The 22,530-nt window shown below is 62.6% G+C and carries 25 protein-coding genes; 20 read left to right on the top strand and 5 right to left on the bottom strand.

The features are described from left to right. The first annotated feature begins 33 nt into the window (after window positions 1-33). The 12 genes from folE to AC1DVN_RS28685 all read left to right on the top strand — a co-directional run bounded on the left by folE (window position 34) and on the right by AC1DVN_RS28685 (window position 8,543). Window positions 34-651 carry a GTP cyclohydrolase I FolE gene (gene folE / locus AC1DVN_RS28740; RefSeq protein WP_019746783.1) on the top strand — a complete coding sequence of 206 codons (618 nt, stop codon included), beginning with the start codon at window positions 34-36 and terminating at the stop codon, window positions 649-651. A 5-nt stretch (window positions 652-656) separates the two neighbouring features. Beyond that, window positions 657-1,517, top strand: a complete 861-nt coding sequence (gene folP / locus AC1DVN_RS28735; protein ID WP_029254407.1) for a dihydropteroate synthase — start codon at window positions 657-659, stop codon at window positions 1,515-1,517. A gap of 1 nt (window position 1,518) precedes the next feature. Further along, window positions 1,519-1,884, top strand: a complete 366-nt coding sequence (folB, locus tag AC1DVN_RS28730) for a dihydroneopterin aldolase (protein ID WP_003945780.1) — start codon at window positions 1,519-1,521, stop codon at window positions 1,882-1,884. Then, window positions 1,881-2,384, top strand: a complete 504-nt coding sequence (gene folK, locus AC1DVN_RS28725; protein WP_030534807.1) for a 2-amino-4-hydroxy-6-hydroxymethyldihydropteridine diphosphokinase — start codon at window positions 1,881-1,883, stop codon at window positions 2,382-2,384. Before folB ends, folK begins: the two co-directional genes overlap by 4 nt. A gap of 17 nt (window positions 2,385-2,401) precedes the next feature. Beyond that, window positions 2,402-2,869, top strand: coding sequence for a DUF3180 domain-containing protein (locus AC1DVN_RS28720; RefSeq protein ID WP_153213529.1), 468 nt, complete (start codon window positions 2,402-2,404; stop codon window positions 2,867-2,869). Window positions 2,870-2,937: 68 nt separating this feature from the next. Beyond that, window positions 2,938-4,074 carry a DUF6779 domain-containing protein gene (locus AC1DVN_RS28715; protein WP_477994604.1) on the top strand — a complete coding sequence of 379 codons (1,137 nt, stop codon included), beginning with the start codon at window positions 2,938-2,940 and terminating at the stop codon, window positions 4,072-4,074. Window positions 4,075-4,184: 110 nt separating this feature from the next. Continuing rightward, a complete protein-coding gene (locus AC1DVN_RS28710) occupies window positions 4,185-5,126 on the top strand; it encodes a Rossmann-like and DUF2520 domain-containing protein (RefSeq protein ID WP_019746789.1) in 942 nt (313 codons plus the stop codon). Continuing rightward, window positions 5,119-6,051 (top strand): pantoate--beta-alanine ligase, encoded by a 933-nt coding sequence (gene panC, locus AC1DVN_RS28705; RefSeq protein WP_173362658.1) that lies wholly within the window; start codon window positions 5,119-5,121, stop codon window positions 6,049-6,051. Before AC1DVN_RS28710 ends, panC begins: the two co-directional genes overlap by 8 nt. 27 nt (window positions 6,052-6,078) lie before the next feature. Further along, window positions 6,079-6,525: an aspartate 1-decarboxylase gene (gene panD / locus AC1DVN_RS28700; RefSeq protein ID WP_003945761.1), complete on the top strand. Its 447-nt coding sequence runs from the start codon at window positions 6,079-6,081 to the stop codon at window positions 6,523-6,525. A 3-nt stretch (window positions 6,526-6,528) separates the two neighbouring features. Further along, the gene (locus AC1DVN_RS28695) at window positions 6,529-7,344 is read left to right on the top strand and encodes a type III pantothenate kinase (RefSeq protein WP_019746791.1); all 816 of its coding nucleotides are present in this window, start codon (window positions 6,529-6,531) and stop codon (window positions 7,342-7,344) included. Window positions 7,345-7,605: 261 nt separating this feature from the next. Next, entirely contained in the window at window positions 7,606-8,124 is a 519-nt protein-coding gene (locus AC1DVN_RS28690) for a cysteine dioxygenase (protein ID WP_477994601.1), read from the top strand. Then, window positions 8,121-8,543, top strand: a complete 423-nt coding sequence (locus AC1DVN_RS28685; protein ID WP_003945445.1) for a rhodanese-like domain-containing protein — start codon at window positions 8,121-8,123, stop codon at window positions 8,541-8,543. Before AC1DVN_RS28690 ends, AC1DVN_RS28685 begins: the two co-directional genes overlap by 4 nt. A gap of 21 nt (window positions 8,544-8,564) precedes the next feature. Here the strand turns inward: AC1DVN_RS28685 and AC1DVN_RS28680 are convergent, their stop codons facing one another. After that, window positions 8,565-9,524 carry an AraC family transcriptional regulator gene (locus tag AC1DVN_RS28680; RefSeq protein ID WP_477994599.1) on the bottom strand — a complete coding sequence of 320 codons (960 nt, stop codon included), beginning with the start codon at window positions 9,522-9,524 and terminating at the stop codon, window positions 8,565-8,567. Window positions 9,525-9,604: 80 nt separating this feature from the next. On the opposite strand from AC1DVN_RS28680, the gene AC1DVN_RS28675 reads away from it, so the two are divergent. Genes AC1DVN_RS28675 through lysS form a run of 3 tightly spaced genes read left to right on the top strand, consistent with a single transcriptional unit; the run spans window position 9,605 to window position 12,461 of the window. Continuing rightward, a complete protein-coding gene (locus AC1DVN_RS28675) occupies window positions 9,605-10,438 on the top strand; it encodes an NmrA family NAD(P)-binding protein (protein WP_317831185.1) in 834 nt (277 codons plus the stop codon). Next, entirely contained in the window at window positions 10,435-10,938 is a 504-nt protein-coding gene (locus AC1DVN_RS28670; RefSeq protein ID WP_477994598.1) for an anthrone oxygenase family protein, read from the top strand. Before AC1DVN_RS28675 ends, AC1DVN_RS28670 begins: the two co-directional genes overlap by 4 nt. An 11-nt stretch (window positions 10,939-10,949) precedes the next feature. After that, a complete protein-coding gene (gene lysS, locus AC1DVN_RS28665; RefSeq protein ID WP_477994596.1) occupies window positions 10,950-12,461 on the top strand; it encodes a lysine--tRNA ligase in 1,512 nt (503 codons plus the stop codon). Window positions 12,462-12,687: 226 nt separating this feature from the next. Here the strand turns inward: lysS and AC1DVN_RS28660 are convergent, their stop codons facing one another. Next, window positions 12,688-13,101 (bottom strand): DUF8017 domain-containing protein, encoded by a 414-nt coding sequence (locus AC1DVN_RS28660; RefSeq protein WP_477994594.1) that lies wholly within the window; start codon window positions 13,099-13,101, stop codon window positions 12,688-12,690. Window positions 13,102-13,219: 118 nt separating this feature from the next. On the opposite strand from AC1DVN_RS28660, the gene AC1DVN_RS28655 reads away from it, so the two are divergent. The 5 genes from AC1DVN_RS28655 to AC1DVN_RS28635 all read left to right on the top strand — a co-directional run bounded on the left by AC1DVN_RS28655 (window position 13,220) and on the right by AC1DVN_RS28635 (window position 18,899). Continuing rightward, window positions 13,220-13,558, top strand: coding sequence for a histone-like nucleoid-structuring protein Lsr2 (locus AC1DVN_RS28655; protein ID WP_003945673.1), 339 nt, complete (start codon window positions 13,220-13,222; stop codon window positions 13,556-13,558). A gap of 105 nt (window positions 13,559-13,663) precedes the next feature. Further along, window positions 13,664-14,605 (top strand): esterase/lipase family protein, encoded by a 942-nt coding sequence (locus AC1DVN_RS28650; protein ID WP_019746799.1) that lies wholly within the window; start codon window positions 13,664-13,666, stop codon window positions 14,603-14,605. A 5-nt stretch (window positions 14,606-14,610) separates the two neighbouring features. Next, window positions 14,611-15,501, top strand: coding sequence for an esterase/lipase family protein (locus tag AC1DVN_RS28645; protein WP_269138594.1), 891 nt, complete (start codon window positions 14,611-14,613; stop codon window positions 15,499-15,501). A gap of 297 nt (window positions 15,502-15,798) precedes the next feature. Further along, a complete protein-coding gene (locus AC1DVN_RS28640; RefSeq protein WP_003945604.1) occupies window positions 15,799-18,342 on the top strand; it encodes an ATP-dependent Clp protease ATP-binding subunit in 2,544 nt (847 codons plus the stop codon). Between the two features lie 77 nt (window positions 18,343-18,419). Beyond that, complete coding sequence (locus AC1DVN_RS28635; protein ID WP_019746801.1) at window positions 18,420-18,899, top strand: nucleoside deaminase; 480 nt, start codon at window positions 18,420-18,422, stop codon at window positions 18,897-18,899. 57 nt (window positions 18,900-18,956) lie between these two features. On the opposite strand, the gene fadD5 is transcribed toward AC1DVN_RS28635, so the two are convergent. From fadD5 to AC1DVN_RS28620, 3 genes are all read right to left on the bottom strand, one after another. Further along, window positions 18,957-20,546: a fatty-acid--CoA ligase FadD5 gene (gene fadD5, locus AC1DVN_RS28630; RefSeq protein ID WP_020906085.1), complete on the bottom strand. Its 1,590-nt coding sequence runs from the start codon at window positions 20,544-20,546 to the stop codon at window positions 18,957-18,959. A gap of 95 nt (window positions 20,547-20,641) precedes the next feature. Continuing rightward, complete coding sequence (locus AC1DVN_RS28625; protein ID WP_019746803.1) at window positions 20,642-21,421, bottom strand: enoyl-CoA hydratase; 780 nt, start codon at window positions 21,419-21,421, stop codon at window positions 20,642-20,644. Then, entirely contained in the window at window positions 21,418-22,407 is a 990-nt protein-coding gene (locus AC1DVN_RS28620; RefSeq protein ID WP_070385778.1) for an NAD(P)H-dependent flavin oxidoreductase, read from the bottom strand. The genes AC1DVN_RS28625 and AC1DVN_RS28620 overlap by 4 nt, the downstream gene beginning before the upstream one ends. Between the last annotated feature and the right edge of the window lie 123 nt (window positions 22,408-22,530).

Raw genomic sequence — 22,530 nt, 5'->3', positions numbered from 1 at the left:
GGGACCTGTGAACAATTCTCGAGGAGAGTTCGGTTGTCGGTGAATGATGTGGCCAGTGAACTGGTGTCGCTCGGAACGGGCCGCCCGTTCGATCAGGCGCGGGCAGAGGCTGCCGTACGGGAATTGTTGATCGCGGTCGGTGAAGATCCGGAGCGCCCAGGTCTGCTCGATACGCCGGCCAGGGTTGCGCGCTCGTACAAGGAGATCTTCGCGGGTCTGTACTCCGAGCCCGACGACGCGTTGAACACAACTTTCGACGAGGGTCACCAGGAATTGGTGCTCGTGCGAGACATTCCGATGTTCTCGACGTGCGAGCACCACCTGGTGTCTTTCCATGGTGTTGCTCACGTTGGCTACATCCCGGGAAAGTCGGGGAAGGTCACCGGCTTGTCGAAGCTCGCGCGCGTCGTCGATCTCTACGCCAAGCGTCCGCAGGTTCAAGAACGCCTGACCAGCCAGATCGCGGATGCTTTGATGCGCAAGCTCGACCCGCGTGGAGCCATCGTCGTCATCGAAGCCGAGCACCTCTGCATGGCGATGCGCGGTATCCGCAAGCCTGGAGCCAGCACGACCACGTCTGCGGTTCGTGGGCTCCTGCAATCCAGCGCGGCCTCACGGTCCGAAGCGCTGGACCTCATCCTTCGTAAGTGAGCGAGATGTCCGCGGCTCCCGTTGCAGGTAGCGATCCGGCCCGGATGGTCGTGATGGGGATTCTGAACGTCACCGCCGATTCGTTTTCCGACGGTGGTCAATTTCTCGATCGTGACGCGGCGATCGCTCGCGGGCTCGAACTGCAACGCATAGGCGTCGACATCGTCGACGTCGGCGGCGAGTCGACGCGCCCCGGAGCCACCCGCGTCGATCCGAAACTCGAGGCGGACCGTATTGCCCCGGTGATCGAAGAACTCGTGGCAGCCGGAATTCGCGTCAGCGTCGACACGATGCGTGCTTCCGTGGCCGCCGCCGCGATCGAAGCGGGCGCAGGCATCGTCAACGACGTATCGGGCGGTCGCGCAGACCCCGACATGGCATCCGTTGTGGCCGACGCCGGAGTGCCCTGGATCCTCATGCATTGGCGCTCGGCCGGTGACTACGTCCATCGTGGCAGCGCCGATCACTACGACGACGTGGTCCGCGACGTCCGTGACGAACTGCTGTCGCAGGTCGATCTGGCGTTGAAGGCTGGGGTCGATTCGTCGTCGATCATCCTCGACCCCGGCCTCGGGTTCGCGAAGAACGCCGACCACAACTGGGCCCTGTTGCGAGCACTACCCGAGTTCAACGCGACCGGATTCCCGATACTGGTCGGCGCTTCCCGCAAGCGGTTCCTGGGGTCTCTGCTCAGCGATCCCGACGGCAATCCCCGTCCGCCTGGTGGCCGCGAGACTGCGACGGCCGTGGTCTCGGCCCTTGCAGCACGTGAGGGCGCCTGGGGAGTTCGGGTGCACGACGCACAAGCCTCGCTCGACGCCATTGCCGTGGTCGACGCCTGGAACCGTGGACGAGAAAGGGCCTGACATGGGGGACCGAATCGAATTGCGCGGGCTGAAGGTTCGCGGCAATCACGGAGTGTTCGACCACGAGAAGCGTGACGGTCAGGACTTCTTCATCGACATCACCGTGTGGATGGACTTGGCTCCCGCCGCGGCGTCGGACGATCTGACCCAGACCCTGCACTACGGCGAGTTGGCGGAAGCCGCCGCAGCCATCGTTGCCGGCCCGTCGCGCGATCTCATCGAGACCGTCGCCGCTGAGATTGCCGACGACGTCATGAAAGATTCGCGAGTCGAGAGCGTCGAGGTCGTGGTCCACAAACCGTCGGCACCGATTCCGCTGGTTTTTGCGGACGTCGCCGTCGTCGCACATCGGACCAGATCGGCATGACGCGCGCTGTTCTGTCGATCGGTTCCAACATCGGCGACAGCGTGGCTCACCTGCAGTCCGTTGTCGACGGGTTGGGCAGCGCCGTCGTTGCTGTCTCACCGGTCTACTCGACGGCGCCGTGGGGTGGCGTCGAGCAGCAGGATTTCTTCAACGCGGTGGTGGTGGTCGACGATCCCGAGGCCGACGCCGCTGAGTGGCTTCGCCGGTCGCAAGCACTCGAGGAAGCTGCAGACCGGGTGCGCGAACAGCGTTGGGGACCCCGGAGCCTGGACGTGGACGTGGTCGACTGCGAAGGCGTCGTCAGTTCCGATCCCGTGCTCACCCTTCCGCATCCGCGAGCGCATCTACGGGCATTCGTGCTCGTTCCCTGGCTGGACGTCGAGCCTGACGCGACGCTGATCGTCGACGGCCAGAAGTTGTCGGTGGCACAAATTCTCGACGGCCTCGATCGCACTGAGCGTGAAGGTGTGCGCACTACCGATGTGGTGCTTGCGCGGTGACCGAAGAAGGCAAGGGTTTGAAGCCGACCCGGATCAGTGAACTCGCGGTTCTGGCTGCGGTTGCGGCTGTGGCGACCTGGATTCTGATTCGCGTGTTCTACGGTTCGATGCCGCCCATCCCCGTTTATGCGGGAGCGTCGCTGTACTTCGTGGCCGTTGCCGAGGCCGTCTTCGCTTTTGTCATTCGTTCACGCGTCAAGAACCGTCAGGTCGGAGACGGGCTCAGACAGCTTCATCCCATCACCGCCGCCCGAGCGCTGGCATTGGCCAAAGCATCCGCTTTGGTCGGTTCAGCTACCGTCGGTGTCTGGGTCGGAGTGCTGGTGTATCTCATCCCACAGCGCTCGGTTCTGCAGGCCGCAGCCTCCGACACGCCGGGCGCGTGGGTGGGGTTGGGCGCCGCAATTGCGCTGGTAGCGGCAGCTCTGTGGCTCGAACATTGTTGCAAGACGCCGGAAGATACACCTGACGAGCCCGCGCACTGACAGCCTGGTCGGCAAATCACCCACCGAGGTACGTGGCGACCCCGGTCTCGGCAAGTACCCTGGCAACCATGACAAATTCTGGTCGATCGAAGTCTGCGCGCCGAAGCAAGCGCAGCGCGAGCCAGATGATCATTGCTGCTCTTCTGGCACTTGCTGTCATTGCTTCGCTGTTTCTGATCTTCAGCAACAGCGTTCAGCTTCTTCGGGTGGGACTGGTCGTCGCTCTGTGGGCAGCCACCCTCGGCGCTATCGCCATGACCAAGTATCGGCGTGAGTCGGCACTGGACAAAGCCAAGGTTGCCGATCTGCAGACCGTGTACGAACTGCAGCTCGAACGTGAAATTTCGGCTCGACGTGAGTACGAACTGAGCGTCGAAGGTCGCGTGCGACGTGAGGTGACCGCGGACGCGGAGGAACTGGCCGGGCTGCGCGCCGAATTGGTGGCGCTGCGCCGAAACCTCGAAGCACTGTTCGAAGGTGGACTGCTGCCCGAACAGACCGCGCTCAAGACCGATTCCACGCGAGTACCGGAACTTGGCGGTAGTTCGTACGGCGCGTACCAGCCGGCACCGTCGGGGTTGTACGTTCCCGGCGCCGGCCAGAACGGACCCAGCCAACCGGCACCGAACGTCGGCGGCTTGGCATCGCCCAACGACGATCCGGTGACTGCTGAGACAACCGTCGTGTTCGCTGAGACGTCGTGGCGCGACAGCAGCTTCGTGGCGCCGCGCGTCATACCGACGCAGAAGCCACAAGAGACGCAGAAGCCACAAGAGACGCAGAAGCCGCAGAATCAGAGCGGGAACCAGGCACCGAAGAGTTCCCCAGCGAGTTCCCCAGCGAGTTCCACTGTGAGTTCCTCGCCGACACGAACGGTGAAAGACGTTCCGGTGGAGAAGGATCCGGAACCGGTAGCGCCCGTCGAGCCTGAAGTCAAGGCTCCCGCCCAGGCCCCGAACATCGAAGACGCCGTCATCGAAGACGCTGTCGTCGAAGAGGCGCCCGAGGTTGTTCCCGAGATTGTCGCGGAAGCTGAACCCGCTGCGGAGCCTGACGCAGAGCCTCGCCGTCGTCGCCGTGCCGCTCCGGAAGATGCCGCGAGCGGTGCTCATTCCAACGGATTGACCGTCGCCGAAATAATGGCGAACCTGAGTTCGAGCAACCCGTCCGAAGGCTCCGGTCGACGTCGTCGCCGAGAGGACTGAGTCGCAGATCACTCGCCCGGCCATGGCATGACGGTTCGGGCGAAGGATATCCTCGGACGCAGAACGTCTGGTACCCGCCGAGCGGGACTGGAACGAACGAGAGGAATCCGGTGACTTCCTTCGGGATCACTAATGGGCCTGCACCTGCGCGATTGACGGTAGGAATTGTCTCAGCAGGACGGGTCGGAACAGCTGTCGGTGCCGCATTGGAGCGAGCCGGTCATGTTGTCAGCGCTTGCTCCGCCGTCTCCAGTGCCTCGGTCGCCCGCGCTGTGAAGCGGCTTCCCGATACCGAAATTCTTCCGGCTGCCGACGTCGCAGCTCGCTCCGAACTGCTGATTCTTGCCGTTCCTGACGACCAGCTTGCGGATCTTGTGCGAGGTCTCGCGGCCACCCAAGCCGTCAAGCCGGGCACGCTCGTCGCCCACACGTCCGGTGCCAACGGCATCGCGATCCTGACTCCGCTCACCGAACTCGGCGCGCTGCCCTTGGCTATCCATCCGGCGATGACGTTCACCGGTCACGACGAGGACACCGCACGGCTGTCGTCGGCATGCTTCGGAATCACTGCTGCCGACGACATCGGTTACGCGATCGCGCAGTCACTGGTCCTCGAGATCGGCGGCGAGCCCGTCCGAGTGCGCGAGGAGAACCGAGCGCTCTACCACGCGGCACTGGCTCACGGCAGTAATCACCTGGTCACGCTCGTGGTCGACGCCGTCGAGGCGCTGCGAGCGTCGTTGCAAGGTGACGAGCTGCTCGGTCAACAGTTGGTCGACGGAGATCCGGGTGGAGTGGCCGAGCGTGTCCTGCAGCCGCTGCTGTCGGCAGCCTTGGACAACGCGCTACGACGCGGTCCCTCGGCGTTGACCGGTCCGGTGGCACGCGGCGACGCTGCTGCCGTCGACACACATTTGCGCGTACTGACAGAACTGGATCCGGAGCTCGCTGCCGGCTATCGGGCGATGTCCTTGCGATCGGCCCAGCGGGTGGGCGCCCCCACCGAATTGTTCGACATCTTGACTGAAACGGGAGGTGACCGTCGTGAGTGATCTGCAGGGCGGATACAAGCGCGGCGAACTGACGGTGCACCACGATCCGGACAGGCTTCGGCGCGTCTCGCGGGCACTGCGAGGTGTCGGGCGTCAGGTGGCGCTCGTTCCGACGATGGGTGCGTTGCATGCCGGCCACATCGAATTGGTTCGTCAGGCCAAGGTCACCGGCGCCGTCGTGATCGTTTCCATCTTCGTGAACCCGCTCCAGTTCGGTGCGGGCGAAGACCTGGACGCGTACCCGCGCACTCTCGATGCGGATCTCGACCTGCTTCGCGCCGAGGGCGTCGAATTGGTGTTCGCGCCGAGCGCCAAGACGATGTACCCGCGGGGCCAGCGCACCACCATCGTGCCGGGCCCGTTGGGTAGCGAACTCGAAGGCGGAGCGCGCCCCACTCACTTCGCCGGAATGCTGACGGTTGTGGCGAAGCTGCTGCAGATCGCGGCACCCAATCACGCCTACTTCGGTGAGAAGGACTACCAGCAGCTGACGCTCATCCGTCAGATGGTGTGGGATCTCAATTTCGACGTACAGATCATCGGAGTTCCGACGGTCCGCGAGTTCGACGGCCTCGCGTTGTCCTCTCGCAATCGCTACCTCGACGAGGGCCAGCGCGCCGCAGCGGTCGCGCTGTCCGCTGCTCTGATCGCCGGTGCACACGCGGCGTCCGGGGGAGCGGAAGCAATTCTGGAAACCGCACGCGCTGTTCTGGCAGCTGTTCCGGAAATCGAGGTCGACTACCTCGAGGTTCGGGGCGTCGATCTGGGCCCCGCGCCCGAGAGAGGTGACGGCCGACTGTTAGTGGCCGCCAAGCTCGGAACCACCCGTTTGATCGACAACGTCGGTGTCGCGGTGGGAACCGGGTTCCTCGAGCGTGACACCGACCCATCCGCCGACGCCATCGACGACCTGCTGTCTCACTGAGCACTTTTCACGAGTAAGGACCTGGATATGTTTCGCACAATGATGAAGTCGAAGATCCACCGCGCCACCGTGACTCACGCCGACCTGCATTACGTCGGCTCCGTCACCGTCGACCAGGATCTGATGGACGCCGCAGACCTCCTCGAGGGCGAACAGGTGTGCATCGTCGACATCGACAACGGTGCGCGTCTCGAGACGTACGTCATCGCCGGCGAGCGCGGAACCGGTGTCATCGGAATCAACGGTGCGGCAGCGCATCTGGTCAAGCCGGGTGACCTGGTCATCCTCATCGCCTACGGCGTGATGAACGAGCAGGAAGTCAAGGAATACTCCCCGCGCGTCGTCTTCGTCGATGCCGACAACAAGCAGATCGAACTCGGCTCAGACCCGGCTCACGCGCCGGAGGGTTCGGGTCTGATCACCCCGCGCATGCTGTCGACACTCGAGGCCTCGCGCGAATCCAGCCTGGTGTAATCCATGCTGCTCACGGTCGACGTGCGGAACACCAATATCGTTCTGGGGTTGTTTTCCGGGACTGGTGAGTATTCGAAGCTGTTGCAGGACTGGCGAATGCGAACCGACCCTCGGATGACTGCCGACGAGTTGGCGTTGACCTTCCGTGGGCTGTTGGGTACTCATGTCGATGAGATCACCGGCGTTGCGGCGCTGTCGACAGTGCCGTCCGTCTTGCGTGAAATCCGCGTGATGCTGGAGCGGTACTGGGGTCACGTTCCCCACGTGGTGGTCGAACCGGGTATTCGCACCGGTGTGCCACTGCTGGTGGACAACCCCAAAGAGGTGGGAGCCGACCGGATCGTCAACAGTCTTGCCGCTCACCATCTTTACGAGGGTCCGTGCATTGTCGTGGACTTCGGTACGTCGACCTGTGTCGACGTCGTTTCCGCCAAGGGTGAGTTTCTGGGCGGCTGCATCGCGCCCGGACTCGAGATCTCGACCGATGCCTTGGCGTCGCAGTCCGCTGCGCTGCGCAAGGTCGAATTGGTGCGCCCGCGTTCGGTGGTCGGCAAGAACACCGTCGAATGCATGCAGTCCGGTGCGGTATTCGGCTTTGCCGGCCTCGTCGACGGATTGGTCAACCGCGTACGCGACGAACTGCCGGAGTTCGGTGGTGACGACGTCTCCGTGATCGCAACCGGGGACAGCGCACCGCTGATCATTCCCGAATCCGACACTATCGACCACCTCGAACGGGACCTCACTCTCGAGGGGCTGAGGTTGGTCTTCGAGCGCAATCAGGCGCGTCGTGGATCCGGTCGACGACCGGTCGCCTGATCGATGGTTTCGTTCCAGCAGTTTCGCGATTGCAAAAGTTATGCCACAATGGTGCTCGTGAATCGCTGCATGGGTGCTCAGGAGTGTTGTCGAGGCTGACCCCTGCCTTGACCAATTCACATTCCTTGGAGCTAGCTCGTGCTATCCACATATTCTGCAGATCTCTCTGTTTTGACCCCTACTCTCGCTGCTGACCGTGCTGTTTCCGCAGGTCGTAGCGCTAATCGTGGGGCGTCCGGACGCCGTCCGAGTGGTGCGTCGTTGCCTACCCGCCTTCGCCCGGCCGATTTGCTGCGACTGACCGACGAGGGAGCGAACGGCGTGCTCGACGGCCGTTTCGACCACCTCATTCCCGACGCCTTCCCGACGCTCGATCGTTGGTCCACTCGCCTGCATGCGGACGACGACGTCGATGTGTGGCTCATCAGCTGGGTACCCCAACGCAACACCGAATTGCACGACCACGCAGGTTCGTTCGGCGCATTGACCGTCCTCAGTGGTTCTCTCACCGAATTCCGTTGGGCCGGTGACGCCCTGGTGGAACGCCAGCTCGACGCCGGCGATCAGGCTTCTTTCCCGCTCGGCTGGGTTCACGATGTCGTGCGTTCGACGGATGCTCCTGGTGCTCCGATCGAAATCAGCTCTGATGCACCGACTCTGAGTGTTCACGCCTACTCGCCGCCACTGACGGCAATGTCCTTCTACGAAGTGACGGATCACCGGACTCTTCGTCGCACCCGTACCGAGCTGACCGACCTGCCCGAGGGGGGCACCAAATGACCATCGACCAAATGCTCGACGACGCTCGCGCACAGATCGATCGTATGTACGTCTTCCAGCTCACCGAAGCCTTCCATCGCGGCGCGATCTTCGTCGACATTCGCCCGCAGGCGCAGCGCGCCATCGAGGGAACTCTCCCCGGTGCACTCGCGATCGAGCGAAACGTTCTCGAGTGGCGACTCGACCCCACCAGCAGCGCACACCTCGCGTTGGCCACCGACCACGACGTCGAGTGGGTAATCGTCTGCTCCGAGGGCTACACCTCGAGCCTGGCCGCAGCGTCGTTGCAGCAGTTGGGTCTGCACAAGGCCACCGATCTCGTGGGCGGGTACCAGGCGATCAAGGCCGCCGGACTGCTCGGTGCGCTCAGCGGAGTTCGTCATTGCTCCCGCGAGTTGGCGGCGGTTTCGGCTCATTGAGGTATTTGCTGTGCGCCTTTATTAACCGCGGGCGGTTAATAAAGGCGCACAGCGGGTCTGGCGGTAAATCTTCGGGCTCATTCCGTGATGGCGGGTGAAGGCCGTTGTGAGCGCAAAGGGGCTCGAGTAGCCCACTTCTCGCGCGATCGAGGACACCGTTCGTGCCGGGTCTGCGAGTAGATCTGCCGCCACCGACAAGCGCCACTCGGTCAGATAGCCGACGGGTCCGATCCCCATGAGACCGGTGAACCGGCGCGCGAAGGCCGCTCGTGAGCTGCCGGACTCCCGGGCCAGGCTCGCGACCGTCCAGGGGTGTTCCGGCCGATTGTGTATGAGCCGCAAGGCATGCCCGATGACGGGATCCTCGTAGGCCTTGATCCATCGCGGTGATCGATTCGGGTTCTCGGCGAACCACGTACGGACCGCCGAGATCAGAACCAGGTCCAGGAGCCTGTCCAACAACACTTCCTGTCCCGGCCCGTCCGCGGCGATTTGTTGTTCCAGAAGCTTTGTCATCGGCGTGGTTTCCATGCTGCGACGGACTACCGCGACGGGTGTCAGGCTGTCAAGGATCTGACGGCTGACATAGGAGTCCAAACGGTATGTGCCCGTGAGCATGACGGTCTGGCCGCTGGTCGAGTTGCCCCACGTGCGAACGCCGAGAACCGACATGTCCTCGAGTGGCGATCCGTCGACTGCGGCGCAGTTTTGTGCCTCGTCGATGAGTACGTGGACCGGGGTGTCCGGGTGATCGGCGACCGTATAGGGATCGGGGCCGCGCAGGAGCGCAATGTCGCCGGCCTCGAGATCTTCGGTCTGTCCGGTGTCGGAGACGACAACTGCGGTGCCGCGAACCAGAACCAGCACGGTGATCGGTGCGTGGTCCTCGATACGTAATGACCACGGTGGATCGAGCAGCGAGCGCAGCAGAAAAGCGCCCTCCGCCCGCGACCCGGCCAGCATCATCGACAATGCATCCATGTTTCGACGGTAGACGCTGACGTATGTTTTTGCGACCTTCGACTATGGATCGTATTGACGCTCCGCGGTCGAATGAGTACATGACGACAACAAGCGACATTCAATCGGCAGTAGTGATCGGTGGTACCGGTAAGACCGGTGCGCGCGTTGCGCAGAGGCTGACGGCGGTGGGAATCCGTACCCGAATCGCGTCGAGAACATCCGGGACGCGTTTCGACTGGAACGATCAGACGACGTGGCAGCCCGCGATGTCCGGTGTCGAAGCGGCATACGTGACCTATGCGCCGGACCTCGCAGTGCCGGAATCGAGCACCCACATCGAGGAACTCGCGGAGCTTGCGTACCGCGAAGGGGTTCGTCGCATGGTGCTCCTGTCCGGGCGCGGTGAACCGGCGGCGCAGAAAGCCGAGCAGGTTCTGGCCGACACCGGTCTGGAATGGGCTGTGGTGCGGGCCAGCTGGTTTGCCCAGAACTTCAGTGAGGGGTATCTACTCGATCCGATTCGGGAAGGCCACCTGGAACTTCCGGTCGGTGAGGTGGGGGAGCCGTTCATCGACGTCGACGATCTCGCTGACGTGGCGGTGGCCACATTGACTCGAACCGACCTCCTCGGCCGAGTTCTCGAGGTGACGGGTCCGGAGTTGCTCACCTTCGCGGAGGCCGTTGAGGCGATTTCGGCGGCGTCGGGGCGTGCGGTGTCATTTGAAAGAATTGGACTGCAACAGTTTTCCGACGGCATGGCAGAAGTTGGCGTCCCGAGTGATGTCGTGGAGTTGCTCACTTACTTGTTTGCCGAGGTTCTCGACGGACGAAATCAAAGTGTGACCGGCGTCGTCGAAGAGGTCCTGGAACGACCCGCTCGAGATTTCACCACTTTTGCCGCCGAGGCTGCTCGAACGGGGGTCTGGTCGTGAAGAAATCCGAGATCTTCTTGGAGTTGCTCGTCGGCGTGACTGCGCTCGGCGCGCTCGTTGCCGGTGGTGCGTTGTTCGCGTTCTCGTCCTTCGTAATGCCCGCTCTGCGGTCGGTCGATGCACACGCCGCGATCACGTCGATGCAGGCGATCAACGTCGAAGCACCGCGGAGCGCCTTGATGCTGCCCCTCGTCGGATCGGCGCTCACCGCGATCGCCGCCGGAATCTGGGCAGCGATCTCCAGACCGGACGGCTGGGTCCTTGCCGTTGTCGGTTGCGTCGGGGTGCTCGCGTCCTTCGCGGTGACAGCGATCTACCACGTCCCCCGCAACGACGCCTTTGCCTCGGTCAGCGCTACCGATGCAGCCGCATGGGCGTCGTACGAGGCGGGTTGGACGGTGTGGAATCACGTCAGGGTTGCGCTGTACTTCCTGTCGGGAAGCGTGCTCGCGGTTGCCGCGGTGCTACCAGCAACAAACGCGGTGGACACGGCCCAGTAGTCTTGTACCCCGTGAGTGATGTAGAAGCCCAGCCAGTCGACGACACCCCCGAGCAGCTCCGTATCCGGCGCGAGAAGCGTGAACGGATCCTCGCGCAGGGGCAGGAGGCGTACCCGGTTTCGGTCGATCGCACCCACACGCTCGCGCAGATCCGCGCGGAGTACCCGGAACTCGAGCCGGACACGGCGACTGGCGTGCTGGTCGGCGTCGTCGGCCGCGTCATCTTCATGCGCAACACCGGCAAGTTGTGCTTCGCGACTCTGCAGGAAGGCGACGGTACCCAGCTGCAGGCCATGATCAGCCTCGCCGGCGTCGGCGAAGAGGCACTGGCTGCCTGGAAGTCCGACGTGGACCTCGGCGACTTCGTCTTCATCCACGGTGAGGTCATCAGCTCCCGTCGGGGTGAGCTCAGCGTGATGGCCGACGCCTGGCAGATCGCATCCAAGTCGCTGCGCCCCCTGCCGGTTGCTCACAAGGAGATGAGCGAAGAGTCCCGGGTGCGTCGGCGCTACGCGGATCTGATCGTTCGCCCCGAGGCTCGCGACAACGCCCGCAAGCGCGTCGCTGTTGTCCGTGCGCTGCGCAATGCGCTCGAGAGCCGCGGCTTCCTCGAAGTCGAGACGCCGATGCTGCAGACGCTGCACGGCGGCGCGGCAGCTCGCCCGTTCGTCACGCACTCGAACGCCCTCGACATCGACCTGTACCTGCGTATCGCGCCGGAACTGTTCCTCAAGCGTTGCGTCGTCGGCGGTATCGAGAAGGTCTTCGAGATCAACCGCAACTTCCGCAACGAGGGCGTCGACTCCACTCACTCGCCCGAGTTCGCGATGCTCGAGACGTACGAGGCCTACGGCACGTACGACGATTCCGCGAAGATGATTCGTGAACTCGTCCAGGAAGTTGCGCAGGAAGCATTCGGCACGCAGGTCCTCACCCTCGCCGACGGTTCCGAGTACGACGTCAGTGGCGAGTGGCAGGTTCTCGAGATGTACCCGTCGCTGTCGGCTGCCATCGGCACCGAGGTCACGCCGGATACAACGGTCGACGAGCTTCTCGCTCTGGCGGAGAAGGTAGGCCTCGAGGTTCCCAAGGACAAGGGCTACGGCCACGGCAAGCTCGTCGAGGAGTTGTGGGAGCACCAGTGCGGCGATCAGCTGTACGTGCCGACGTTCGTCCGTGACTTCCCGGTCGAGACGTCGCCCCTGACCCGTGATCACCGAAGCAAGAAGGGTGTCACCGAGAAGTGGGACCTGTACATCCGCGGATTCGAGTTGGCGACCGGCTACTCCGAACTTGTCGACCCGGTCATCCAGCGTGAGCGCTTTGTCGACCAGGCGCGCCTCGCGTCGGCAGGCGACGACGAAGCGATGGTGCTGGACGAGGAGTTCCTCGCCGCGATGGAACAGGGCATGCCGCCGACCACCGGCACCGGCATGGGAATCGATCGACTGCTGATGGCTTTGACGGGTCTCGGTATTCGCGAGACGATCCTCTTCCCGATCGTTCGTCCGTCCGCTCGCTAGCTTTACTTCGATCAAGGTTCGGCCGCACATGTTGCGGCCGAACCTTTTTCAGTTGGGGCACTCCCAAGGTATTCGATACGGTTCACAGTCGGCGTCGTCGTCGGCTATCGGCGGTGCCGAAAACCAGATGAATCTGGGTGAATTCTTCAGCTCGATCAGCTCAGCGGGGAGCGCTCGTAGTTGGGATTCGATTTGTTCCCAACGACATTCGCCTGCGGCAAAGGATTCATCCATGCGCGGTCGCCTGAGTTTCGGACTTTCGAATTGTTGCGATGATTTGGTCGATCGTGCCCTGGTTGAGTGCGTCAGGTAGTCCCTGATCCGACTGGACAAGGAAGACCATGACCTCGGCTGTGGAGTATCCGGGTGTGGTGACGACATCGAATTGTGCTGAGGGCGGATCGCATTCGTTGTCCGCCGGGATATTTGTGACGGTTGCGGTGTACCGGATCGCAGGGCGTCCGGAGATGGTGAAATTCGTGGGTCCGCTGTAAGCGATGCTGGCGAGAGTGCCGTTCTTGGAGGCGAAGATTGCGCTCGGTAGAGGTCTTGTCTCGAGCCGTCGTCTGTCATGATTCCCACGTCTGGATGCATCCCCCGATGCGCCGCAAGGAATGTATCGGCACTGTCTTTGTCGCAAGACAAGTCGACTGGCATACCCGGCGGAGATCAGTCCCAATCATCCGGACGAGCCAAGACAGGACGTTTGTCCAGGTGCTATTGTCGCTGCTTATCGAAGGATCTGGGGAGGAATGGTCGTGGTGAAAAAGGTTGTTGTCACGATGGTTGACGATCTGGACAAAAAATCGCCCGCGGACGAAACTGTGGAGTTTTCCGTCGACGGAGTTGCTTACGAAATCGATCTGACCGCCGCCCACGCCGCGGAACTGCGCGATGCACTGAAAAAGTGGATTCCTCATGCGAGAAAGTCGAATTCCGCCAAATCAGTCAACGGAGCGGTGACCAAATCCCGTCCCGTTGCGGACCGCGATCAGAGTGCCGCCATCCGCGAATGGGCCAAGGGTGCGGGCTTCGAGATTTCGGCCCGCGGTCGTATTTCCACGGAGGTGCGCCGAGCCTACGAAAAGGCCGTCTGAAATGGATCGCGAATGGATTCGGGCGCATTTTGCCGAAACGGATTGATAACGCGTTCTAGTTTGTTAGCGTCTGCACGGTTCGCATCTCTCGTAGAGGAGTCGGTCGTGCACAGAATCGGGTTGTTCGGGGGCGTGGTTCTTGCCGCTCTGATGCTTGTCGGGTTCACCTCCGTGGCTTCGGCTCAGGCCCCGTTGCCCGTGCCCAATGCCTTCCTTGCCGGTGTTCCTCAGGAGTTGGGAAATCCTGGCGGTTCAGCTCCTGGATCCAATGACTTTTCGTGTAAACCTACTGCCGAACATCCCAATCCGGTTGTGCTCGTTCACGGAACGGGTGGAAACAGGCAGACCAACTGGGCCACCTATGCGCCGTTGCTCGCCAACGAGGGCTACTGCGTCTTCGCGCTGACGTACGGAAACTTCCCCGAGCAGCCGTGGCCGTTGTCGGCCATCGGTGGAATGCAGGAAATTCCTTCCAGCGCAGCACAATTGTCGAATTTCGTCGATCAAGTTCTTGGCGCTACGGGCGCAACGTCGGTGGATCTTGTCGGGCATTCGCAAGGCACGATCATCAACGGGTACTACGCGAAGTTCCTCGGCGGTGCCGACAAAGTGGACAACATCGTCTCGGTGGCATCGCTGTGGAAGGGAACCCTCGGAAACGAGCAGGCAAGTATCGGCCGCAGCCTTCGCGAACTCGGGGTATCCGAGGCGGCACAGGCAGGATTCCCGATCTGCAAGGCGTGCCTGAACATGGGGGCCGGTTCGGAGTTCATCGAAAATCTCCGTGCGGGAGGCGTTTACGCGCCGGGCGTTCACTACACGAACATCACGACGCGCTACGACGAACTGGTGCTGCCGTATACAAATGGGCTGGAGCCCGGGCCGAACGCAACCAACATCGTCGTCCAGGACGGTTGTGAGCAAGACATCTCCGATCATCTCGCCATCGCGGCGTCGCTGCGCGCGGCGACTTTTGCTCTCAATGCACTCGATCCCGCGCATCAGCGGCCGGTACCGTGCAACTCGGTATTGCCCGTCGTGGGTTGATCAATATGTGGAGGCCTTCGGTGGGGATTCGAACATGCGTGGGTGCGCTCGCTCTGGCGGGTGCCGTGGCCGCGACCGCCGCACCTCTTGCGTCGGCGAACGAACCTCTTCCCGTTCCGTCCGGTTTCTTCAGCGGAATCGCCCTCGAAGCGACCAACCCGGGCGGATCGGCCCCTGGCACCAACGACTTCTCGTGCACGCCTTCCGCTGCTCATCCTGATCCAGTCGTCCTGGTGCACGGGACGGCGGCCAACCGTCAGACCAATTGGGGCGTACTCGCACCCGTACTGGCCAACGACGGGTACTGCGTTTTCGCGCTCACCTTCGGGAATCGAACGGACCAGCCGTGGCCGATTTCCGCAGCCGGCGGTCTCGCACCACTCGGAGACAGTGCAGGGCAACTGTCGGACTTCGTCGATGACGTTCTCTCTGCGACGGGTGCCTCGAAGGTCGACCTGATCGGACACTCTCAGGGGACGACGGTCAGTGCGTACTACGCCAAGTTCCTCGGCGGCGACGCGAAGGTTTCCAAGATCGTCTCCATCGCTCCGTTGTGGGACGGCTCGGAGGTCGGGCCGCCGGAAGGCGTCGGGGGACCGGATTTCGACAACGCCACCTTCGTGACCGAACTGCGCGACGCGGGCGTCTACTCCGATGACGTCGAGTACACCAACATCGTGACTCGGTTCGATCAAGTGGTCGTTCCGTACAGCAGCGGAATACTGGCCGCGTCGAACGCGTCGAACATAGTTGTTCAGGACGGTTGCGAGCAGGACCTGTCGGATCACATCGCGCTGGTGGCGTCGCAGCGAACGGCGACTCTGACGCTCAACGCGCTTGATCCGTCGAATCCGCGTGAGGTGCCGTGCACTCGGGTACTCCCGATATTCGGCTGATCAGGCGTCGAAAATCGCTGTTCGCTTCAGGCGTACAGGAACCGGGAAACGATTCCCTCAGCTGCGACGTTGTGAACGGTAAGCAGTCCGGCTTCCGCCGCCAATCGGGTGGAGGAGCAGCAGGTGGACTTCGCGCCCTCTAGAGTAATAAGTGGGGTCGTGCAACCTTTGTCGATTCGTGGACGTCAGTCCGCTGACCGGCGAGGCGATCAGTCTGTAGTGCCGGAGCGAAACGCGGCGACCAGGGACGAGACATCCGGTCTCGAACCTGCCCGCCGGAGAGTGTGAGGGAGAGCGATGTTCGAGAGGTTCACCGATCGCGCGCGGCGCGTTGTTGTCCTGGCTCAAGAAGAAGCCAGGATGCTCAACCACAACTACATCGGCACGGAGCACATCCTTCTCGGCCTCATTCACGAGGGCGAAGGTGTTGCAGCCAAGTCGTTGGAGTCGTTGGGTATCTCCCTCGAGGGAGTCCGCAGCCAGGTCGAGGAGATCATCGGCCAGGGCCAGCAGGCTCCGTCCGGTCACATCCCCTTCACACCGCGCGCCAAGAAAGTCCTCGAGCTGAGTCTGCGCGAAGCGCTGCAGCTCGGACACAACTACATCGGTACGGAGCACATTCTGCTCGGTCTCATCCGTGAAGGTGAGGGCGTAGCAGCCCAGGTTCTGGTCAAGCTCGGTGCCGATCTCAACCGTGTCCGCCAGCAGGTCATCCAGCTGCTGTCGGGCTACCAGGGCAAGGAGCCCACCGAAACCGGTGGCACCCGCGGAGAGGCCGGCACGCCGTCCACCTCGCTCGTGCTCGACCAGTTCGGTCGCAATCTGACGCAAGCTGCCCTCGAAGGCAAGCTGGACCCGGTCATCGGCCGCTCGAAGGAAATCGAGCGCGTCATGCAGGTTCTCTCGCGTCGTACCAAGAACAACCCGGTTCTCATCGGTGAACCCGGTGTCGGTAAGACCGCTGTGGTCGAGGGCCTGGCTCAGGCAATCGTCAACGGTGAGGTCCCCGAGACCCTCAAGGACAAGCAGCTGTACACGCTCGACCTCGGGTCGCTCGTGGCCGGCAGCCGTTACCGCGGTGACTTCGAAGAGCGCCTGAAGAAGGTTCTCAAGGAGATCAACACCCGCGGAGACATCATCCTGTTCATCGACGAGCTGCACACCCTCGTTGGTGCGGGCGCGGCCGAGGGCGCTATCGACGCGGCCTCCATCCTCAAGCCCAAGCTTGCCCGCGGTGAGCTGCAGACCATCGGTGCCACCACTCTCGACGAGTACCGCAAGTACATCGAGAAGGATGCCGCTCTCGAGCGTCGTTTCCAGCCCGTTCAGGTGGGCGAGCCGACCGTCGAGCACACCATCGAGATCCTCAAGGGTCTTCGTGACCGCTACGAGGCTCACCACCGTGTCTCCATCACGGACGGTGCTCTCGTGGCAGCGGCGACGCTGGCCGACCGCTACATCAACGACCGCTTCTTGCCGGACAAGGCGATCGACCTCATCGACGAGGCGGGCGCGCGAATGCGCATCCGTCGGATGACTGCACCGCCGGACCTGCGCGAATTCGACGATCGCATCGCCGACGCGCGTCGCGAGAAGGAGTCCGCGATCGACGCGCAGGACTTCGAGAAGGCTGCGAACCTGCGTGACAAGGAGAAGACCCTCGTTGCTCAGCGCGCTGAGCGTGAGAAGCAGTGGCGTGCGGGCGACCTGGACGTCATCGCCGAGGTCGACGACGAGCAGATCGCCGAGGTTCTGGGCAACTGGACCGGTATCCCCGTCTTCAAGCTCACCGAGGAGGAGACCACTCGTCTGCTCCGCATGGAAGAGGAACTGCACAAGCGGATCATCGGCCAGGAAGAGGCAGTCAAGTCCGTCTCGAAGGCGATCCGTCGTACGCGTGCAGGTCTGAAGGATCCCAAGCGTCCCTCGGGCTCGTTCATCTTCGCCGGCCCGTCCGGTGTCGGTAAGACGGAGCTCGCGAAGTCGCTCGCCAACTTCCTGTTCGGCGACGACGACGCTCTGATCCAGATCGACATGGGCGAGTTCCACGACCGCTTCACCGCTTCGCGTCTGTTCGGTGCCCCTCCCGGGTACGTCGGATACGAAGAGGGTGGCCAGCTCACCGAGAAGGTGCGCCGCAAGCCGTTCAGCGTTGTGCTGTTCGACGAGATCGAGAAGGCACACCAGGAGATCTACAACACCCTCCTGCAGGTGCTCGAGGACGGCCGTCTCACCGACGGTCAGGGACGTACCGTCGACTTCAAGAACACGGTGCTGATCTTCACGTCCAACCTCGGTACGTCGGACATCTCCAAGGCAGTCGGCCTGGGCTTCAGCTCGGGAACGGGCACGGAGTCGAACTACGAGCGCATGAAGCTCAAGGTGCACGACGAGCTGAAGAAGCACTTCCGTCCCGAGTTCTTGAACCGTATCGACGACATCGTCGTCTTCCATCAGCTCACGAACGAGCAGATCGTTCAGATGGTCGACCTGATGCTCGCTCGCGTCGAGGCGGCACTCAAGAACAAGGACATGGCCATGGAGGTCACCGACAAGGCCAAGTCGCTTCTGGCCAAGCGCGGATTCGATCCGGTACTGGGTGCACGACCGCTGCGTCGCACCATCCAGCGCGAGATCGAGGACCAGATGTCCGAGAAGATCCTCTTCGGAGAGATCGGACCCGGCCACATCGTGCTCGTCGACGTCGAGAACTGGGACGGCGAAGGCTCGGGCGAGGACGCGAAGTTCACGTTCACGCCTACCAAGAAGCCGATCGACGTGCCGGACGCACCGCCGATCGAGCTGACCAAGGCCGGCGAAAGCGAAAGCGCAGCAGAGTAGTACAGCAGAGTAATTAACGAACGGGCGGCMCCTCACCGGTGCCGCCCGTTTCGTGTATCACGGGAGAGGGCGTACACATGAACGACATCGAACTGGGTCACCTGCGTCGTTGCGTCGAATTGGCAACGGAAGCATTGGATGCCGGCGACGAACCTTTCGGTTCCGTCCTGGCAGCGGCCGACGGAACATTTCTGGCGGAAGATCGAAACAGGATCGCGGGCGGCGACAACACTCGCCACCCCGAGTTCGAGCTGGCTCGGTGGGCGGCTCAGTATCTGACGCCGGAAGAGCGTTCGACGGCAACGGTATTCACCTCGGGAGAGCACTGCGCGATGTGTTCGGCTGCGCACGCATGGGTGGGCCTCGGACGTATCGTCTACATCTGCTCTTCGGCTCAACTCGGCGACTGGCTCGCGGAGTGGGGTGCGGCCCCGGCGCCGGTGAAGTCTCTGTCCGTCAACGAGGTTGCGCCGAACGTCCCGGTCGAAGGTCCGGTGCCGGAGTTGGTTCCGTTGGTGCGAGAACTGCATCGGAAGTTGCATTCGCAGAGTGCTTGAAAGGCGCAGGTTAACGGGCGGCACCTCGGTGGAGGTGCCGCCCATTTGCGTGTGGAGTCAGGAAACTGCGTCGACCGCTCGGACCTTCTCTCGCAGTTCGCCCTTGACGACCTTGCCGCTTGCGTTGCGCGGCAGAGCTTCCACGACGACGATGTCCTTCGGGTGCTTGTAGCGCGCGAGACGATCATTGAGGAAGCTGCTCAGTTCCTCGATGGTCAGGTCCACGGCTGAACCTGGCGCCATCGCGACGATCGCTACCGGCACCTCACCCCACTTGGCGTCGGGGCGACCGACGACGGCCGCTTCGACGATCAATTCGTGTTCGTAGAGAACGTTTTCCACCTCGGCGCAGTAGATGTTCTCTCCGCCGGAGATGATCATGTCCTTCTTGCGATCGACGACGTAGACAAAGCCTTCGTCGTCGACTCGAACGAGATCGCCGGAGTGGAACCATCCACCGTGGAAGGCGTCAGCGGTGGCGGTGGGGTTGTTCCAGTACTCGCTCATCATCGTGGGCCCGCGGTAGACGATTTCACCGATTTCACCGGGCGCCACGTCGTCCATGTTCTCGTCGACGACCCTGGCCGAAATGGTCGGGATGACCCGACCGACGGATCCGAGCTTGCGAATCGCATCCTCACCGTCGAGAACGCAAGTGATGGGCGACATCTCGGTCTGACCGAAGACTGCGACATTGAATGCGTCCGGGAAGGTTTCGGCCATTGCCCGCAGGATGGTATCGGACGATGGTGCGGCGCCCCACGAGATGTTCTTCAGCGACAGTGCTCGAGGTTGCGCCTTCTGCACTGCGCACACGGCCTGCCATTGCACGGGCACGAGGAACAAGCTGGTGACCTTCTCGGCTTCGAGAATGTCGAGTAGTTGACCAGGGTCGAATGCGCCGACCGGATGGATCACCGTGGTCGTGCCGAGTTGCAGGCTCGGCGCGATGGAACCGAGGGCCGCGATGTGGAACATGGGCGACGCGCAGAAGCCGATGGAATCGGCATTGAACAGGTGGAAGGCCCTGATACAGGTCAATGCTTGCGAAGACAGGTTGGAGTGGGAGAGCACCGAACCCTTGGGGCGACCGGTGGTTCCCGAGGTGTACATGATGAGTGCAGGAGTGTCGTCCGGGATGTCGACGAACGCGTGCGGCTCGCCCGCCTCGCTGATCAGGTCCTCGTAGTTCAGGCTGTCACCCTCGGCGGGGGCGCCCACGGTGATGGAGATGTCGATACCCTCTGACACGGCACGCGCCGCTCCGGCCAGTGGAGCCAGTGGTCCTTCGGCGACAATGACTTTGGAGCCGGAGTCGTTGACCAGGTAAGCGACCTCGGGTGGCGTGAGACGGAAGTTCACCGGAACAGCTATCGCGCCCAGTGCGTTGGTCGCGAGCACGATCTCGAGGTATTCGGGGCGATTGAGCATCAGGATGAGCACGCGGTCGCCGAAGCTGACGCCGCGTCGGGCTAGAGCGTCTGCCAGCTTCTCGACGCGTGCGTCGAGGGTGCTCCAGGTGATGGAATCGCCCAAGAATCGCAGCGCGGTGCGATCGGGAATCATCTGCGCATGCCTGGCGATCTGATTGTTCCAGTTGGTGCGGCGTGAACGCTGCGCCTCGGAGACTGCATCGGTGGAGGCCATCGATGGGTTCCTCTCATGCGTGGGTGATTGTGTGACTCAGGCTACAGTGAGCCGTCGATCCTCACAGTGGTTTTGTTAACGAAAATTCGCAACGACTACTTGAAGTGCGGTGCGCGCTTCTGCAGCATCGCCATCGCGCCTTCTTTGAAGTCGTCACCGGTGAGAAGTTCTGCCTGACCGGTATTTTCGAGCTCCAACGCGGCATCGAGGCGGTCCAGCGTCGCCGCATTGAGTGCGCGCTTGGTGAGTTCGAGTGCGCGTCGGGGAGCCTTCGACGTGCGATCGACGACCGAGTCGACGAGTGCGTCGAACGCGTCGTCTGCGACGGTGCGGGACACGAGCCCGAAACGCTCTGCGTCCTCGGCGGAAACCCGCTCGCCCAGCAACGCCATCTCGGCCGCTCTGGCACGTCCGATCGCTGCCGGCACCAGCGCACTGGCGCCGCCGTCGGGCATCAGGCCGATGTTGACGAACGAGAGGAGGAAATAGGCGCTCGATGCTGCGTACGTCAGGTCCGCGGCCAGGGCGATGGACACTCCGACGCCGGCTGCCGGGCCGTTGACCGCGGCGATCACCGGGACCGGGGCGCTGGTGATGGCGCGAATCAGAGAAGTCGCGGCATCCATGACAACTTTTGGGTCTGCGGGGTTGAGGGCCGCTGCCGCAAGATCGGCTCCGGTGCAGAACGCTCGACCGGATCCGGTGATCACGATGGTACGAACTCTCGGGTCTGCGCCGCCCTCTCTGACGGCGGCTGCGAAAGCAGTCATCGTGGGTAGATCGATCGCGTTCATCCGCTTCGGGCGGTCGAAGGTCAATCGCAGTACACCGTCGGTGATTTCGGAGCGAAAGCCCGTCTCGGCGGTGGCGGTCATGCCGCGCTCACAGCGGTGACGAATCCGGAAAGCCGTGAGGTGATGAGGTGTTCGGCCTCCGAGACCATGCGGTCGATCATGTCGGCGACGGTCGGGATGTCGTTGATCAACCCTTGGCTTTGCCCGGCGGACCAGATGCCTGCATCGAGATCGCCGTCTTCGAAGACCTTGCGCCCGCGCGCCCCGGCGACCAGATGCTGGATGTCGCTGAACTGCGCGTCGCCGCGTGCCTCGATGTCGACGACTTCGGCGCTGATCGCATTCGCTGCTACGCGTGCGGTGTTGTGCAGAGTCCGGAAAATCAGCTTGGTGTCACGCTCGGTGTTGGCGACTATCTGCTCTTTAACCGATTGTGCTACAGTAGATTCCACGGTGCACATGAATCGAGTTCCCATGTTGACGCCGTCTGCTCCGAGCGCAAGCGCCGCGACGAGACCGCGGGAATCTGCGATTCCGCCCGACGCGATCACCGGAATCGTGAGTTGCTGCGTGGCCGCCGGAATCAGAATCAGCCCTGGTATGTCGTCTTCACCTGGGTGTCCGGCGCATTCGAAGCCGTCGATGCTGACGGCGTCGACGCCCAGTCTCTCGGCCTTGACCGCGTGACGAACTGCAGTGCACTTGTGGATCACCTTCACACCCGCGTCCTTGAAATGCGGAAGATGATCGATCGGATTGGAACCGGCCGTCTCGACGATCTTGATCCCGGATTCGATGATCGCCTGGCGATATTCGGCGTACGGCGGCGGCGTGATCGACGGCAGAATCGTGAGATTGACGCCGAAAGGCTTGTCGGTGAGATCGCGGGTCCGAGCAATTTCCTTGACGAGATCTTCCGGAGTGGGTTGGGTAAGGCCGGTCAGGAACCCCAGGGCGCCCGAATTGGCCGTGGCCGCAACAAGTTCTGCGCGTCCTACCCACATCATGCCGCCCTGCACGATCGGATGGTCTACGCCGAACATCTCGGTGAAGCGAGTGCGAATCATCTGCTCACAACTACTTTCTTACGATCGGTCAATCGGCATCGAACCCTATTGCAGGCGAAGAAAAATCCTGCGCTGCATGGAACGAGCCCGCCAGCGGACTGCGTGCAAGTTTGTGCGAATCAT

The sequence above is a fragment of the Rhodococcus sp. P4_E4 genome (assembly GCF_056401575.1).
Note: the sequence above shows the minus strand (reverse complement) of the source record. Positions and strands in the feature narration are given on the sequence as shown.